The sequence below is a fragment of the Pseudomonas sp. GW822-FHT06D10 genome (assembly GCF_058799535.1).
Genome location: NZ_JBXALN010000001.1, coordinates 1,220,304 through 1,235,348 on the forward strand (window position 1 = coordinate 1,220,304; position 15,045 = coordinate 1,235,348).

A 15,045-nucleotide genomic window follows, 5' to 3' on the forward strand; every position below is an offset into this window, starting at 1 on the left:
CGGCAGCACATCACCAAGGTCGCTGAAATGACTCTGCGCGACGGTCGCAACTTGCTGGAGGAATAGCCCGAATGGCCCCCTCGCAAGGAGGAACCATTAAGTCTCAAGCTGTCGACAAACCGCAGTTGTGAAAAAACACAACCAGAGTAGCATTGGCTCGAAGACAGGGAAGCCTATGGACATTCTCACGCCATCACGTTTTACCGATGCTGCGATTTTGTATCCGAACGACAAGGCCGGGCTCGATCGTTGCCTGCGAATTTTGAGGATGGCACGCCCAAAAGGATTCGCAGACCTGCAAAAGCTTTTCGGTACGCAAGGGATCGACTTGTTCAAACCGAGAGCCGCAGCGAACTGGGTCGTGATCGACGTAGGCGGAAACAATCTCAGGGTGATCGGCGGCGTCAACTACACCCGACAGAAGTTTTACGTCAAACACATCTACACACATGCTGACTACGACCTTGCCAACGCCTGGTATGCAAGCAACCAAGGGGTAAAACGATGAGCACAGCCCGAAACGAACTTCAAACCGTGATCGCAACGCTTGGCGAACTGCACGCGGTACTGGAGCGCCTGCGTGGTGAGTTTGTGCACGGCATCAAGACCCCCGCCGACTATGAGCGTGCGACCAACCTGCTCGATGAACTCACTGACGGGCGCGAGCTGAGCAAGGTCGAAGAGAAAGTTCTTGTCGAACTCGAGGATGAAATCCTGGCCTACCAGCGCCACTCCGAGCAGTTTCGCGAATCGAACGCTGCATTTGAGGCGACCTGCACCCCCGTGCAGTTGATCAAGGATCTGATGGAAACGCTCGGGCTCACGGGCTCTGACCTCCCTGAAATTGGCGATAAAACAGCGGTGTCCAAGGTACTCAGTGGAGAACGCCCCATCAGTCACAAGATGGCATACGCGCTGGCAGAGCGATTTTCGATGGAGCCTAGGGCGTTCGTATCGGCAGCCTCGGGAAAGGCGGCGCCACTCGAAACCGTTCGGACGAAGGCTAAACAGACTTCAGCTTATTACCGCACTAGCAACATCTCCCGGAACTTACTCCCAGTGAAAGGTGCCGACGCAGGTGAATCCAAACGGGTAGCGTCCAAGAGCCGCAGACACTTGGGTAAAGCTCCGACCAAGGGATAGCGCGTTTCCATCCTGCCGTTCTGAGTTCCGTACGCTAACGCCATCTCCCCTACCCCAACTGCAAAAAAAACCGACCAATCCCCGCGCCTATCCGCTCTGAAAAATCCTCATCCAGAAACAGATACCCCATGCCATCCGAGAGCACGCCTTTGTGCTCAGGCAGCGCTCTATCCAGATCGCCCCCATAAATGGATACCCTTCTGCGCCCTGTCCCCGCTAAAACAGGCGCCTGCAGCCAAGCGTCCACGCCATCCAGCTTCGAGGCCAGGTTCTCGTCATCGTCCACCTCACAGTTCACCCCCAGCCGTACCGCCCCGCGATCTGAAATCGGCTGAACAGCCTCATTCCGCTCGGAACCGGCTCGAACATAGCCCATGACAACCGCTTGCGAGCGCCCCTGGACGGCACGCAACTTTCGATAGTGGCCGACCTCGCCCGGCAAGTACGGTACAAAAACCGAAACCCAATAACTCCTGTCGATCAGGGCCTCTGAAAACCAATGTCCAGGAAAGGCCATCAGGTGTGTCAGCGGCACTCCATCAGGCGAACAGGGCCAAGCCAGCTCCGTGGGCAGGCAGGCCCCACCACCGGCATAGGCATCCTCTTTTGCAGGCGTTTCACCGGTAAATATCAGCTCGTCAAACATCCGTTTCTGTCCACTCCATCACAGGTTGCCGCATTCGTTAACAGCCTCTGGCCAATACTTGGGTCAAGACTTCACGCCACGCACCGCACGTCCACAATCCACCATCAGTTCCTCCAGAAAGGGGCGCAACTGCGCCTCGCCCACCGCCAACACCCGCTTGTACTCATCCTGCCCGTACCATTCCCAGACAGTGGTGGAAAACCCCATGTTTTCGGCTCCGAAATTTGTCCGGGCGAATATACCGATATCTACGCACTGGCGCGCATCCAGCACACTCGCCGCTTGTATCGCGCCGCAATCTCTGAAATCTTCTGCCCCCTTGCCCACGATGCCAATTCCCATGAACCCGCACCTCGCCCATCTTGTTTCCGACTACCAAGCCAGCATCCGCACGGCTGTCGAACTGATGCAACAATCCGCCATTCCCCTCCCTGCCAGCAACGCCGATTGGGTGGGAACCGATATCCCGGATCAAGGAGAACTGGCTGGCGGTATTCGCTACTTCAAGCACGGCTATGGCTGCGCCGTTCACCTGCCAACGGCAACGGTGAGCTTTGACTTTGGCGAGCAGGGCGAAATCGACGGCGTAACCCTATCGAGGCTGGCCGGTTTTGCCGAGAACAGGCTCGTGGAATACGGTTTTACGGATGAGGATGAACTAAAGCAGTGCTTCGACCAAGAAGTGGCAGCAGGCTCGCTGGTGTATTCGGGCTATATCCTTTATTACGTCGCAACCGTTAGATCCCAAGCGCGCACGCTCGAAGATAGCGACAGTCCTTCACCCCCCGAGCACCCCGGAAGCCCATCATGAAGTTCACCTCAGCCGGCCAAATCATCGACCCACGAACCGTCGGCTATCGCAGCCTGGGCTTTGGCGAGGCACTGACGATCCCGGTAACGCCCTATGAACTGCGCATCCACCACGGCGATCTGCCGCAACGCTTTCTTGAATCCGCGGAGACCTTTGCCGCCGAATGCAAAACCGACGATATCGACCAGGGTTTTGTCGACCTCCCGGAGCTTGCAGAGCTGGGCTACCCAAGCTTCAGGACGCTGTTGAAGGACCATCCCGATCTGGCGGCGCGCCTGGTCCAGGACTACCTGTATTTCGAGTTGCTGTTTTCGCTGTTCCCGCATTCAAGCGGCCTTGAAGTCGTGATCAACAGCATCACCCGCGTCTGCTCGAAAGAAGGCGTCATCCTGCTGACGGGCCAGACCTACGCGGCCAGACACTCATGAGAAAGCCCTGGCGTCAGGACCGAGGCCTGGGATCAGGCCAATGATGGCAACCGACGATTCACTATCGAGTGTGGTCCGGGCCTTCTCCCTGGCGGCTTGATGCGCGTTCAGGGCAATGGCGTATCAGCCGCAACACAGGCAACCGCTGATCAGCGGTTGATCGGGGTCGTTTTCAAGAAACGCGACTTTGACCTCCACACCGGGTCGCAGCGGCGTCAGTTCACAACGCCAATTGGCAGTACCGGCCAGCCAACAACTGCTCTTGTCGTCGAACCGACCTTCGCGGTCCCAGGGAAACTTGACCTTGACCCTTTCGAAGCGCTGACCACGCGAGTTCGCCTGGTCTTCCAGGGCGATGACCAGCGCCGTCTGGTTGCCTGGCGCCAGAGGCTTCTCATGAGCCAAAGGCGGGCGATAGCAAAGGTCCAACGCAAGCGCGGTGAAACGGTTGCGATAACCCTGGCGCAGTTGATCCTGGTTGTCAGTGTGGCCATTGGCGACGCTCTCATCCGCAACCTGTGGTTGCTTGCCCTCATGAATGACCTGAGTCAGTAGCCAGAGGTCGCTGCCCTGGCCCGAGGTTTCCAGGACATGACCACTGAGCAGCCCGCTCTGCGTACCTTGCCCTTCAACCTGGCGCGACTCCCTGGCACGCAGGCTTGTCGGCGTGCCGTGACCGACCGGTAACAGGGTGGCGAGCCCATCGTGCCCGGGGGCAAAAGCCGTGGTCGGCCCGATCGGGGGGAATACTGCCTGCTGATCGCCAAAGACCAGCACGTGGTCTTGAGCGCTGTGCTGGAAGTGGAAGTGAATTCCCTCTTCCTCGCACAGGCGCTGAATAAAATGCAGATCGGTTTCATCGTACTGGGTGCAGCAGTCACGCTCGGGGTAGCTCGCCCCGAGCTCAAAGCGGTAGGCATCCCCCAGAATCCCATGCTCCTCCAGGACCAGGGCGACGATAGCGGGCACCGAGAACTGCTGATAGATCCTCTTGTTGATACGGTGACGCAAGTAGGACAGGTGCGGCACCAGGGCCAGGTTGTAGTGCGTCAAGCCTTGAGCGTCCGGGCCTCGCGCAATGTGATAGATGCGCCCATGAATGCCATTGCCCCAAGTGTCGAATGCCAGAAAAGCCGGCACATTGAAGAGGCATTGCAGATCCAGATCCGGCCGTTCGCTCACACACTCCACATTGAAGAAATAGGGCTTGCTGATCGCCTCTTCTCCGGTGAACGCGCGCACCTTTAAGTCGTGCGCAAAACCGTCGATTGTCAGGCTGAACCGGGGTGCATTGGCTGGGCTGAACATCCACTGTTCTCTTATTGCATAACCTGTTGAATGGGCACGGTCGTGCAGCGCCTTGCGCAAAAGTTCATCTTGCACAAGACGCATACATGTCTCCGAGTGTTTGAACAATGCGCTCACACACAATAACGATGTGCATGAAGCAGCAAGCGAAGAGTCAAATCAGTTCAGATACTGCTCTTCACCTTGGTCCAGACCCGAGTACGGATTCTTTCCAGTTTCAAAGGCAGCGGCTCAAGCGGAACCAATGTGGCGATGGTTTGCTTGTCTGGATAAATCCAGGGGTTATCGCGCAACTTCTGCTCGACAAACTCGGTGGCATCTTTATTGCCATTAGGATAAAGCGTGTGATTCGAGGTCTTGGCAATCACTTCCGGGCGCAACATATAGTTGATGAAGGCCAGCCCTTCCTTGGGGTGAGGGGCATCTTTCAACAGCACCAGGTTTTCCGACCAGACCAGCGCACCTTCACGAGGAAGGCTGTAGTTGATCCTGCGCCCGGTATTGGCACTTTCATTGGCGGCCTGCGCAGCCAGGGCGCCATTGGCCCAGCCCACAACGACACAGATGTTGCCGCCCGCCAAGTCGGTGTCGATTCTGGAGGAGTCGAAATAAAGGATATAGGGGCGAATCTTCAACAGCAGCGCTTGAGCTTTCTGGTAATCATCCGGGTTCTTGCTATTGCTGGGCAGCCCGAGGTAATTCAAGGCAATCGAGATGATCTCGCTGGGAGAGTCGAGCATGGCCACACCACAAGACTGCAGCTTGCTGATGTTCTCTTCCTTGAAGATCAGGTCCCAACTGTTGACCGGGGCATTGTCGCCCAGGGCTGCCTTGACTTTATCCACGTCATAACCAATGCCGGTGGTGCCCCACAAGTAGGGCACGGCGTAGCGATTGCCCGGGTCATTGACCGCCAGTTGCGCCAGGATGGCGGGATCGACATGGGACAGGTTACTCAGTTGACCTGAATCAAGTGGCTGCAGGACTCCGGCCTGGATCAGGCTGGGCAGTACATTGGAGGTCGCCACCACCACGTCATACCCCGTGCGCCCGGCCATGACCTTGCTCTGCATGATATCGGCGCTGTCGAAGGCATCCATGTGGATACGGGTGCCGGTGGCCTGTTCGAACTCCTTTGGAGTCTCTGGTGCGAGCAGCCCGAACCAGTTGTAGAGGTACATGGCAGGCTCTGCGGCACCCGCCGTTGTGCTTATTCCGGCATAGAGAAACGCAGCCGAAAAAATGGTTCGCAAACGTGACTTTCTCATGCAACATCCTTGTCCAGACGACGTGCCCTCATGGCGGTCGTAAACCTGTGCCAGCGAATATACCGGGCATCAGCCAATAGTAAATACCTACGATTACTTAGCTCCGGCCGACCATTCCCTAACCCTAAAGGGGTAGAAAATGCCACTCGATCTTCATAGCCTGGCCTGGCACCGTTCGATTGGAAAACTGATTCTGCAGTTGAATCGCCCAGAGTTCTGGAGCTCACTTATCCGCACACTCAATGAATATGTGCAGATTGATAACTGGGTGGTTTTGATCTTCAGCAATCAACAAGTGCAAGTTGTCAGCCTGCCCGAGGTGGCAGATGCAGAAGAAGTGGATGCGTTCATTCACCTCTATGTAAAAGGCCTGTATTTGCTGGACCCCTTCTATATCGCCAACCGGGAAAACCCGCAGAGCGGCTTCTTTCATCTACTGGATATAGCGCCGGAGTACTTTGTTGAAACCGAGTACTACCACAAGTACTTTGCACAATATATTTGCGTAGATGAAGTGCAATACAACATCCAGCTCGATGCTGACAGAACACTGTGCATTTCCATTGGCAGCAACGCCCATTTCAGCCAGGAACACATCACCATGCTGGACATCATCAAGCCGTGGGTCACGGCACTCATGCATCAGCGCATGTGCTTCGAAGTCGATGTGGAAAAAAGCCTCAGCGAACCGCCGCAATGGCCGGAAACGATCACCCAGTTTGGTACCCAGATAACCACGCGGGAAAGTGATGTGCTCAGGCTGCTGCTCAGTGGCTTTTCCAACAAGGAAATCGCAGGAAAGCTCTCCCTCTCCACAGAGACGATCAAAGTGCACCGCCGCAACATCTACGCCAAGTTGAACATCAAGTCACAGTCCGAACTCTTTGCACGCTTCTTCATGCCCAGGCAGGATGTGCTCTCTTTAAGCTAGGCCCCGGGCCTGAAATGAACTCACGGGCCTGGCACGAACAGCGAGAGCACCAGCAGGCTCACGTACGTTCGACCGAGCGTTGCTCATTCGCCTGAACACCCACATGGAGCCGGTAGCCATTCGATGGATATCCAATTTCGCGGTAACGCAATGCCTGGCAACCCCGCCGCTGGCACCTGCGATGAATACAGCCTGAGCGCCATTTCCAGCCTGGATGAGCTGATCGACGCCTACCGCAAGATCGCTGGCGACCACCCGGGTTTCCAGCCCCTTCTCTCGCTGGACGATCTGCCCCAGGCCCGCTACACCTCCGGGCATGCCCGCAACAACCTGGGGCTGGACGATGCCTCGGAGCAGGAGATCGCCCTGCTACCTGCAGAGTGCTTCGAACAGGGTGAATACCTGGGCTACCCCACCACCAAGGCCGAGTTCGCGATCTGCTTGCGCAACTTCACTGACCTGGTGGCAGGCAGCTCGTTCGAAGACGCTTGCGCCCACGGCCTGACCCTTGATGAGCCAGCCCTGCGCGAATGGGTGGACTATCAGCAAAACCCGGTATCACTGCTCGACCAGCCCCTCTCGGCACTCCTGGTGCCCGTCGAGCAGTCCTATCAGGCGCTCGCCGCTTTTCCCAACGGCTACTTCAGTTGCGACCTGGGCCCCGCGCAGAACTTTGCGGTGGCCCGCCACTTCGCCCAGGCCCATGGCTATGAGTTGATCGGGGTGGGCGCGTCCTACCTCGGCTTCCTGCGTGCAGGGCCTGCCGACCTTTGCGTCGCCAGCGCGGTGGCGAGGGATTTTTGTGCGCTCTACGACACCCCCGAGGAGGATCGACAAGCCGTGGTTTCAACGGTTGTCGAGGCTGTTCGCGGTCGCACTCACCTGTGGCTGCGCTACGTGGAATGAGGTACGGCAACGAGCATGGCAGCCGGTATAGCAGTACATGACCGATGCCTCCATCCCTGCGGGCGCCAAGTGAATCCCCAAAAGCATGACCGTGGAATATCTGGCAAAGGCCAAGTCGAGTATCCGTGCGGTAGCGGACGGTAGCGACGTTTATCGGACAAGCGCCGGTGACAAGAGGGTCCCGGTGGATATCTACGACGAGGGTGGTGTAAAGGTGTTCACGGCAAAGATCACCATGAATGTGAAGCTTGCCCAGCCCTCTACGCTGAACGCGGGCAGCCGCTGGCGGCGTTTCGGGTGCTGGGGCATTCGAAGCGACAGCACCCTGGCTTTCCTGTTATGCAGGCTTGAACAGATCGTTGACAATATTCTTCACAAAGGCATCGTACTGCTGTTGCAACCGAGCCCGATCGGGGCTGTCTGCCGGTAGATGCTCAAGGGCCTTGGTGATTTCCAGCGCCTTGTTGCGAAAGCGCATGTCCGACAAAAGCCGAATGCCTTCGACCAGGGTGTCGATTCGAGTACTGACGTCTTCGCCCATATTGAAGAAGCCCTTGAGGACCGATGCACTGGCTGCCGTCGGGGCAAATTCAGCGAGGTCCGGGCGCACCCTACCATCGAGGCTGATCACCACATAAGGATCATCGCCGTCATAGACCTTCTGGGTCTGGCGATGAACCATCCCCCGCTCGTTATCGTATTCGTACTCAAGGCGCAGCGTCTCGGAGTTGGCCAGTAGGCGAAAGTCGGCATTGATCACAAGGTCGCCAGGCGAGTCGAAATTGAGCGGGACGGTGAATTCAAACTCCGGTTTGCCGTCGAACAGACCATTGCCGAGGCTACCCGCCAACCTGATAATTTCTCCTGCGGCCAACAGATACCCGGCATGGGGCAACAACAGCGGTATCCCACCAAGGGAGCGAAATGCAGTGCCAACCTTATCGACGAACTCCTGCGGAAAATCGTCCACCGCCAGTTCCAGCGACAGCGTCAGGCTTTCAGCGGTGAGCGAGGGGAAGTAGGCGATGATTGACGTCCCTTCGGTGAAGGCTGAAGGGGTCCTGATCGCTGTATGGGCGGTATGCCCGCGCTGAATGAAATTGAGTGCCCGAGTGGTGGCGGCGAACACCGAGTAGTCCTTCACTCCCGAGACAACGGCGACATCCTTCGATCCTCCGAAGGCGCGTCGCTTCGGATAGCTACCGGTATAGACGTGCCGGATCTTGATAGTCAGCGGCTTGCCGATGCCTACCGGTACGAACGGAGTAATCCCTCCGGCTTGAGCGAGTTCAGGCTGCGCGGGTATTACTTTTCCGTCCCCCAACTGGCGGAAATCCGCTTCTGGTACCAGTTTTTTGCCAACGATCCTGTAAACGCCCATGGTTCAGCTCCTGTCCTGTCTTTGATATCTACCGGCGCCCGAGGTGGCGCGCTAGCGTTGAACATAGCGCCCCGGCCCCGCCCCTTGGGCGTCAGCATCAAGACAGAAAACCGTATCCCTCAGGTAACTCTCGACCACCGGCCAGGCAGTGCGCTGCTGCGCGAAGTGAAGAAGGGTTGCACTGACATTCACCGGGTCCTGTTCCTGTGAGAAGGTCTGTTCCTTCCAGGAGCTGCGCGTGTCCGCAACTCCGTGCAGACTGGATACCTGATGGCCATAGGCATGGAATTGAGTCACCCGCCCGGCCGGACACTTCGCCGATGCATCCAGGCTTCGCTGCGTATGGGCAGCCGAGTAGGAGTCCTGAACCAGGTGCAGCAGAGAGCCCAGCGCCATGTCCTGAAAGTGATGGTCATTGGTCAATCGGTATTGCGGGCCGAACAGATAGGCAACTGTCCAGCCCGACTGGTTCTTGAAGTAATCCTGAAAATGGCTGGTGCCCACCTGGTTCAGCAGGGTCTGAGAACCTATCTGACGGGTGGCAACCGCATACGCGAACTCGGCCCAGCCCAGGATGTTCTGGCGGGTGGCGTGTGCAGTATCGCCATCGGCACTCGCCATCGAGTGCAGGAACTGCAGGTCGCCGTAATGACTGCGATATTGCATGTAGTAGTGCGGGGTGATGGTCCGGGCCTGACCTCTGAGGTTCTGGCCTCTCTTGGCGATGCGGTTGGCGTCCTTCATCCACACCGCCCAGGTCATGGGCTGGGTGAAGAGCAACTGATTCGGATCGTCGTTCCACCACACCCCACGAATCAGTGAGTCGTACTTGTTGCCCCTTGCCGTACCGGCCGGTGTCGGGCCGGCGGTGATACAGGTCAGCGGCGCGGTGGTTACACTGACAGCAAGCGCTGCACAGGCGCGTGCCCTATTGGTGATTTCCTCATGCACAGGCTCGCTGACCAACTCCGAGATAGAGCGGTAGTTGGACTGCCAGTATTTGTTTTCCAGAGGGCCTATCTGATACGCCGAGGCGATGGTGGAGGATCCAACGAGAGACATGAACAGCGCTATGCGCACACTTAGGCAACCCACACGCGAATGTCGTTTCTGCATTTGTGTTCTCCCTGAGCCATGAAACATCCCCGAATGCTCTTTTCAGGATCCCCCAGCGCCGCGCCAGCGAGGTACCTGGAAGGCTCAGCACAAGACCGCCGCCGATCCGCCACAGCAGTGTAGAAGCCAAACCGCCACCACGCAGGATGGCTATCAAATATTAATACGCCATCATCTTTGCATAACGACCGTATGCACCCTCCCCGCACAAAAACCACCCCACAACCCGGTAAAAACCCGGATAATGCCCCCCATTTTTTTGCCTCGTCACGCCGGTGCCCCCCATGGAAATCAAGGTCAACTTTCTCGACAACCTTCGACTTGAAGCCAAGTTCGACGACTTCACGGTGGTGGCCGACCAACCTATCCGCTACAAGGGCGATGGTTCGGCGCCGGGGCCGTTCGATTATTTCCTGGCTTCATCGGCGCTGTGCGCGGCGTACTTCGTCAAGCTGTACTGCCAGACCCGCAATATCCCCACCGACAATATCCGCCTGTCGCAGAACAACATTGTCGATCCGGAAAACCGCTACAACCAGATCTTCAAGATCCAGGTCGAGCTGCCGGCGGACATCAGCGACAAGGACCGCCAGGGCATCCTGCGTTCCATCGACCGTTGCACGGTGAAGAAGGTGGTGCAGACCGGCCCCGAATTCATCATCGAGGAAGTGGAAAACCTCGACGCCGATGCCCAGGCGCTGTTGATGCCGCAATCGGGCTCCAGCGAAGGCACCTACATTGCCGGCAAGGACCTGCCCCTGGAGCAGACCATCGCCAACATGTCCGGGATCCTCGCGGGCCTGGGGATGAAGATCGAAATCGCTTCGTGGCGCAATATCGTGCCCAACGTCTGGTCGCTGCATATCCGCGATGCGCAGTCGCCGATGTGCTTCACCAACGGCAAGGGCGCCACCAAGGAAAGCGCACTGGCGTCGGCCCTGGGCGAGTTCATCGAGCGCCTGAACTGCAACTTCTTCTACAACGATCAGTTCTGGGGCGAAGAGATCGCCAACGCCGAGTTCGTGCATTACCCGGACGAGCGCTGGTTCCAGCCGGGGCGCAAGGATGAGCTGCCCAAGGAGATCCTCGACGAGCACTGCCTGGCCATCTACAACCCGGATGGCGAGCTGCGCGGCTCGCATCTGTACGACACCAACTCGGGCAATATCGAGCGCGGTATCTGCTGCCTGCCCTATGTGCGCCAGTCCGACGGTGAGGTGGTGTATTTCCCCTCCAACCTGATCGAGAACCTGTACCTGAGCAACGGCATGAGCGCCGGCAACACCCTGGCCGAAGCCCAGGTGCAGTGCCTGTCGGAGATCTTCGAGCGGGCGGTCAAGCGCCAGATTCTCGAAGGCGAGATGGCCCTGCCGGATGTGCCTCAGGAAGTGCTGGCCAAGTACCCGAGCATTCTGGCCGGCATCCAGGGCCTGGAAGAACAAGGCTTTCCGGTGCTGGTCAAGGATGCGTCCCTGGGTGGTGAGTTCCCGGTGATGTGCGTGACCCTGATGAACCCGCGCACCGGCGGCGTGTTCGCCTCGTTCGGCGCCCACCCGAGCTTCGAGGTGGCGCTGGAGCGCAGCCTCACCGAACTGCTCCAGGGCCGCAGTTTCGAAGGCTTGAACGACCTGCCGCAGCCGACCTTCGAAAGCCAGGCGCTGATGGAGCCGAACAACTTCGTCGAGCACTTCATCGACTCCAGCGGCGTGGTGTCGTGGCGTTTCTTCAGTGCCAAAGCGGATTTCGAATTCGTCGAGTGGGACTTCACCAGCCAGGGCAGCAGCGGTGAAAGAGCGGCGGCCAACGCCGAGGAGGCCGCGACCCTGTTCGGCATCCTCGAGGGCCTGGGCAAGGAAGTCTACATGGCGGTGTACGAACACCTGGGGGCCACGGCCTGCCGCATCCTGGTGCCGGACTACTCGGAAATCTACCCGGTGGACGACCTGATCTGGGACAACACCAACAAGGCGCTGTTCTTCCGTGAAGACATCCTCAACCTGCACAGCCTGGACGAAGACGGCCTGCGCTCGCTGGTGGAGCGCCTGGAAGAAAGCGAACTGGACGACTACACCGACATCACCACCCTGATCGGCATCGAGTTCGACGACAACACCGCCTGGGGCCAGTTGACCATCCTGGAGCTGAAGCTGCTGATCCACGTGGCCCTGGGGCAGTTCGACCCGGCCAAGGAGCTGGTGGAGATGTTCCTGCAATACAACGACAACACCGTCGAGCGCGGGCTGTTCTACCAGGCCCTGAACGCGGTGCTGGAAGTGGAGCTGGACGACGAGCTGGAGCTGGGCGACTACGAGGGCAACTTGCGGCGCATGTTCGGCAACGAACGGATGGACGCGGTGATCGGCTCGGTGCAAGGCAGCGTGCGCTTCTACGGCCTGACCCCGACCAACCTGCAGCTCGAAGGCCTGGACCGCCACCTGCGGCTGATCGACAGCTACAAGAAGCTGCACGCAGCGCGAGCCAAGTGGAGCGCAGCAAACCGCTGATCAACAGCCCCTTGTAGGAGCGAGCTTGCTCGCGAAGCACTCAAGCACGCCGCGCTCCCCCAGTGAACGCGGCGTTTTTCGTTAACGAGCATCGCGAGCAAGCTCGCTCCTACAATTGGCCAGCCAGTATCCGGGCAAGCTGCTGGCGCAATGGGCCGTGCTCGGCCTCGACATAGGGCGGCGCGGTCTTCCAGTCGTAGAACCACACCGGCATCCGGCGCTTGCCTTCCGGCTCCGAGGCGTAGCGGGGAAAGATATGGCAATGCAACTCAGGCTCCGAGTTGCCGAGGATTTCATAGTTGATGCGCAGCGCTCCGGTGGCCTCGAGCAGCGCATCGCCGATGCGGGCCATGTCCAGCAGGTAGGTGGCCCGGGCCTGGGCATCCAGGTCGTTCAAGCTGGCCACCACCGGGTCCGGCAACAACAGGCAATAGCCCTCAAGAAACTGCACATCGCCCATCACCGCCCAGCCCGAGGCCATGCGGCAAATCACCTTGTCGTTGGCACCCTGTCGGGCCAGTTCTACACGTTGCGAAATCAGCGACATTCATAATCCTTGATGAGGGGGTTCGTCGTTTCGAAGCCGTAGTGCCCGAGGCTTGTATCCAGCCGTCGAAAAACCTAGGCCACGCCGGCTGGCCAGGGCTTGCTGTCGTCCCGGTCGGGTGGGCCGTACAGCTCCTGCTCCCAGTCCTCGAACGCCGGCCGTGCCTGGTAGCCCGGATCGCAATACTGGCGGATGTACTGCGCCGCCCGGTGCTCGGCGTACTTGGCATTCACCGGTACGCCCTGCTCGTCCAGCTCCAGCACATTGGCAAAAATGGCATAGGCCATCTCCAGCATGCTCGGCTCGTCCCCGAGGCAACTGCGGTAGTCGACGCCTTCCAGCAACGGATAGCCCAAGGTGCCGTTGGCGACCCAGAAACTGAAGGTTCTCAGTGCCCCGGAAAACTCCGGACTTAGCTTCTTCGGGTAAGACATGCTGATCACTTTCCTTGATAGCGGACCGGGGCGGATTCTCGGGCAGCCACACCGGCAAGGCAAGGCTTCGTGCAACTTGCATCCGTCGGTTTCCATGGGCACGGCAAACCCGTCACAATGTGCCCCCTCTCTCTACCCCTGTGCTGTGCGCCTTGTGCAACGCACTTGCCCCGCAAGGATCGCCCGATGAATTTCCTGGAAAAACTGCTCAGCGTCTTCAAAAAGCCGGCGCCACAAAAGGCCGAGCCCACCCTGCCCGCCGGCGAGCCGGCCGCCGCGGAAGAGCCCTACGCCCAGTACCAGCCAACCCAAGCAGAGCTGGCCGGTATTGCCCTGATGGAGGCCGGTGCCGCCTGCCTCGATCGCCACTGGCAAGCAGTCGGCCACTGTGAGCAAGACGTCCTGGGCTTCGCCATCAGCCCCAGTTTCATGGGCGGCTCGCACTGGCCCTCCACGCGCCAGGCCTATCGCATCGTGCGTCGCAACAACGGCATCATTCTCGCCACCGAGGGCCTGTCCGATCCGTTCGATGGGGTCACAGGCGATGATCTGGGCAATGGTTTCGAGATGGAACTGTTCGTCGAAACCCCGGACATCCCACCCCATGCCCAGGGCGCGGTGGGTGATGTCTACCCGTTCGCCGATAGCTGGGCTTTCGAACTGCTGCGCTGCGTGGCCAACACCACGGCCGATGCCGGTGGCCTCACTGCACGCCTGCAGCGCTACGGGGTGCTGTCCCTGGAACTGCCCGGCGTCAGCCAGTCCCGCGCCATGAGCGAGCAACTGCCAGCGCACTTCATCAGCGCCGACGACTGCGCCGGAGTACTGGTGGGCGGCCCGGCCCCGGACTTCCCGACACGCCTGGAAGACATGCCGCTGTCCCCCGTGACCCTGGTGCCGGTGGTGCTGATCACCGCCGCGGAGCTGGAGTACGTGCGCAGCGGCGGGGCCCAGGCCCGGGAAGACCTGGCCATGCGCTTGAGCGCCGCCGGCCATGCTCATGTCAGCCATTTGCAGCGCGCCAGCCTGATCTGAACCAAGGAGCCTAGCCGTCCATGTCAGAAGCCGATGCCTACTTTCCTTTCTACCTGTTCGCTGCCCGGTTCCCGGACCAGGCAGAGGCCGAACGGTTTGCCTTCGAACAGTGGGAGCCCGCCCCCGCGGCCGACGCCAGCGACGCCGAGTTCAGCGCTTGGGAAGCACGCAACCCCAGCTGGGGCCTCAAACAGGAGCTGGGGTACTACATGGACTCCGATTTCGTCGAGCTGATCGACAGTGAAGACGGCCCGCAATACCTGGAATCGCTAATCCGCAGCGACGCCGAAAAAAAGCAGCTGCGCACGCGCATCGACTCCGGCTACAGCCATTTCATCATCGTTGGCTGCGAGTCGATTTACGGTGACCACAAATCGATCTCCGGCGGCGCCAATCAACGCCAGCCCGCAAGCACGGCAACCCTGGACTACCTTGGCGAGTTCAACGTGGAGCCCGCAGGCCCTGGCGCAGTTGGCCTGAAGCAATAATCCATCAAGCCGATTCCTCTGCCCGGCACTAGATGCTAAAAAGGCCCCCAGCGTTCCCATGCCACCCTTGTCGTGCCAGCCGTACCACGAGAATCACCA

At 59.1% G+C, this 15,045-nt stretch carries 17 protein-coding genes and 1 pseudogene; 10 read left to right on the top strand and 8 right to left on the bottom strand.

What is annotated here, in order from left to right; all coding sequences use genetic code 11:
* Nucleotides 1-175: 175 nt before the first annotated feature.
* Both AC1RL5_RS05235 and AC1RL5_RS05240 read left to right on the top strand, forming a co-directional pair.
* Nucleotides 176-508: a type II toxin-antitoxin system HigB family toxin gene (locus tag AC1RL5_RS05235; RefSeq protein WP_019095970.1), complete on the top strand. Its 333-nt coding sequence runs from the start codon at nt 176-178 to the stop codon at nt 506-508.
* Nucleotides 505-1,143 carry a helix-turn-helix domain-containing protein gene (locus AC1RL5_RS05240; protein ID WP_093402978.1) on the top strand — a complete coding sequence of 213 codons (639 nt, stop codon included), beginning with the start codon at nt 505-507 and terminating at the stop codon, nt 1,141-1,143. The genes AC1RL5_RS05235 and AC1RL5_RS05240 overlap by 4 nt, the downstream gene beginning before the upstream one ends.
* Before the next feature lie 49 nt (nt 1,144-1,192).
* On the opposite strand, the gene AC1RL5_RS05245 is transcribed toward AC1RL5_RS05240, so the two are convergent.
* Both AC1RL5_RS05245 and AC1RL5_RS05250 read right to left on the bottom strand, forming a co-directional pair.
* Nucleotides 1,193-1,789 (bottom strand): hypothetical protein, encoded by a 597-nt coding sequence (locus AC1RL5_RS05245; RefSeq protein WP_072441990.1) that lies wholly within the window; start codon nt 1,787-1,789, stop codon nt 1,193-1,195.
* Between the two features lie 63 nt (nt 1,790-1,852).
* Nucleotides 1,853-2,131, bottom strand: coding sequence for a hypothetical protein (locus tag AC1RL5_RS05250; RefSeq protein ID WP_072441992.1), 279 nt, complete (start codon nt 2,129-2,131; stop codon nt 1,853-1,855).
* Here AC1RL5_RS05250 and AC1RL5_RS05255 point away from each other — a divergent pair.
* Together AC1RL5_RS05255 and AC1RL5_RS05260 are read left to right on the top strand one after the other, a co-directional pair.
* Entirely contained in the window at nt 2,130-2,600 is a 471-nt protein-coding gene (locus AC1RL5_RS05255; protein ID WP_072450532.1) for a DUF6896 domain-containing protein, read from the top strand. The two genes, AC1RL5_RS05250 and AC1RL5_RS05255, sit on opposite strands and share 2 nt — an antisense overlap.
* Nucleotides 2,597-3,028, top strand: a complete 432-nt coding sequence (locus AC1RL5_RS05260; protein ID WP_207239146.1) for a hypothetical protein — start codon at nt 2,597-2,599, stop codon at nt 3,026-3,028. The genes AC1RL5_RS05255 and AC1RL5_RS05260 overlap by 4 nt, the downstream gene beginning before the upstream one ends.
* Nucleotides 3,029-3,151: 123 nt before the next feature.
* On the opposite strand, the gene AC1RL5_RS05265 is transcribed toward AC1RL5_RS05260, so the two are convergent.
* Together AC1RL5_RS05265 and AC1RL5_RS05270 are read right to left on the bottom strand one after the other, a co-directional pair.
* The gene (locus tag AC1RL5_RS05265) at nt 3,152-4,336 is read right to left on the bottom strand and encodes a contractile injection system protein, VgrG/Pvc8 family (RefSeq protein WP_492589121.1); all 1,185 of its coding nucleotides are present in this window, start codon (nt 4,334-4,336) and stop codon (nt 3,152-3,154) included.
* Between the two features lie 164 nt (nt 4,337-4,500).
* Complete coding sequence (locus AC1RL5_RS05270; protein ID WP_015635473.1) at nt 4,501-5,604, bottom strand: extracellular solute-binding protein; 1,104 nt, start codon at nt 5,602-5,604, stop codon at nt 4,501-4,503.
* Nucleotides 5,605-5,743: 139 nt separating this feature from the next.
* Here AC1RL5_RS05270 and AC1RL5_RS05275 point away from each other — a divergent pair, with 139 nt between their 5' ends.
* The 3 genes and pseudogenes from AC1RL5_RS05275 to AC1RL5_RS05285 form a co-directional block, all read left to right on the top strand.
* Nucleotides 5,744-6,535: a response regulator transcription factor gene (locus tag AC1RL5_RS05275; RefSeq protein WP_011061102.1), complete on the top strand. Its 792-nt coding sequence runs from the start codon at nt 5,744-5,746 to the stop codon at nt 6,533-6,535.
* Nucleotides 6,536-6,658: 123 nt separating this feature from the next.
* Entirely contained in the window at nt 6,659-7,441 is a 783-nt protein-coding gene (locus AC1RL5_RS05280; protein WP_492588834.1) for a hypothetical protein, read from the top strand.
* A 37-nt stretch (nt 7,442-7,478) separates the two neighbouring features.
* Nucleotides 7,479-7,694, top strand: a pseudogene (locus AC1RL5_RS05285) (DUF4442 domain-containing protein); the annotation flags it as partial.
* Nucleotides 7,695-7,778: 84 nt separating this feature from the next.
* Here the strand turns inward: AC1RL5_RS05285 and AC1RL5_RS05290 are convergent.
* Together AC1RL5_RS05290 and AC1RL5_RS05295 are read right to left on the bottom strand one after the other, a co-directional pair.
* The gene (locus tag AC1RL5_RS05290; protein WP_492588832.1) at nt 7,779-8,822 is read right to left on the bottom strand and encodes a hypothetical protein; all 1,044 of its coding nucleotides are present in this window, start codon (nt 8,820-8,822) and stop codon (nt 7,779-7,781) included.
* A 51-nt stretch (nt 8,823-8,873) separates the two neighbouring features.
* Nucleotides 8,874-9,938 (bottom strand): hypothetical protein, encoded by a 1,065-nt coding sequence (locus tag AC1RL5_RS05295; RefSeq protein WP_492588830.1) that lies wholly within the window; start codon nt 9,936-9,938, stop codon nt 8,874-8,876.
* 284 nt (nt 9,939-10,222) lie between these two features.
* Between AC1RL5_RS05295 and AC1RL5_RS05300 the strand changes: the two genes are divergently transcribed.
* Nucleotides 10,223-12,442 carry an OsmC domain/YcaO domain-containing protein gene (locus AC1RL5_RS05300; protein ID WP_210456734.1) on the top strand — a complete coding sequence of 740 codons (2,220 nt, stop codon included), beginning with the start codon at nt 10,223-10,225 and terminating at the stop codon, nt 12,440-12,442.
* Between the two features lie 109 nt (nt 12,443-12,551).
* On the opposite strand, the gene AC1RL5_RS05305 is transcribed toward AC1RL5_RS05300, so the two are convergent.
* Both AC1RL5_RS05305 and AC1RL5_RS05310 read right to left on the bottom strand, forming a co-directional pair.
* Nucleotides 12,552-12,989 (bottom strand): HIT family protein, encoded by a 438-nt coding sequence (locus AC1RL5_RS05305; RefSeq protein ID WP_011061074.1) that lies wholly within the window; start codon nt 12,987-12,989, stop codon nt 12,552-12,554.
* 74 nt (nt 12,990-13,063) lie between these two features.
* Nucleotides 13,064-13,423 carry a DUF7677 family protein gene (locus AC1RL5_RS05310; protein ID WP_015635455.1) on the bottom strand — a complete coding sequence of 120 codons (360 nt, stop codon included), beginning with the start codon at nt 13,421-13,423 and terminating at the stop codon, nt 13,064-13,066.
* Between the two features lie 186 nt (nt 13,424-13,609).
* Here AC1RL5_RS05310 and AC1RL5_RS05315 point away from each other — a divergent pair, with 186 nt between their 5' ends.
* The gene (locus AC1RL5_RS05315) at nt 13,610-14,458 is read left to right on the top strand and encodes a Suppressor of fused protein (SUFU) (RefSeq protein ID WP_375538543.1); all 849 of its coding nucleotides are present in this window, start codon (nt 13,610-13,612) and stop codon (nt 14,456-14,458) included.
* 20 nt (nt 14,459-14,478) lie between these two features.
* Complete coding sequence (locus AC1RL5_RS05320) at nt 14,479-14,946, top strand: hypothetical protein (RefSeq protein ID WP_492588828.1); 468 nt, start codon at nt 14,479-14,481, stop codon at nt 14,944-14,946.
* The last annotated feature ends 99 nt before the right edge of the window (nt 14,947-15,045 follow it).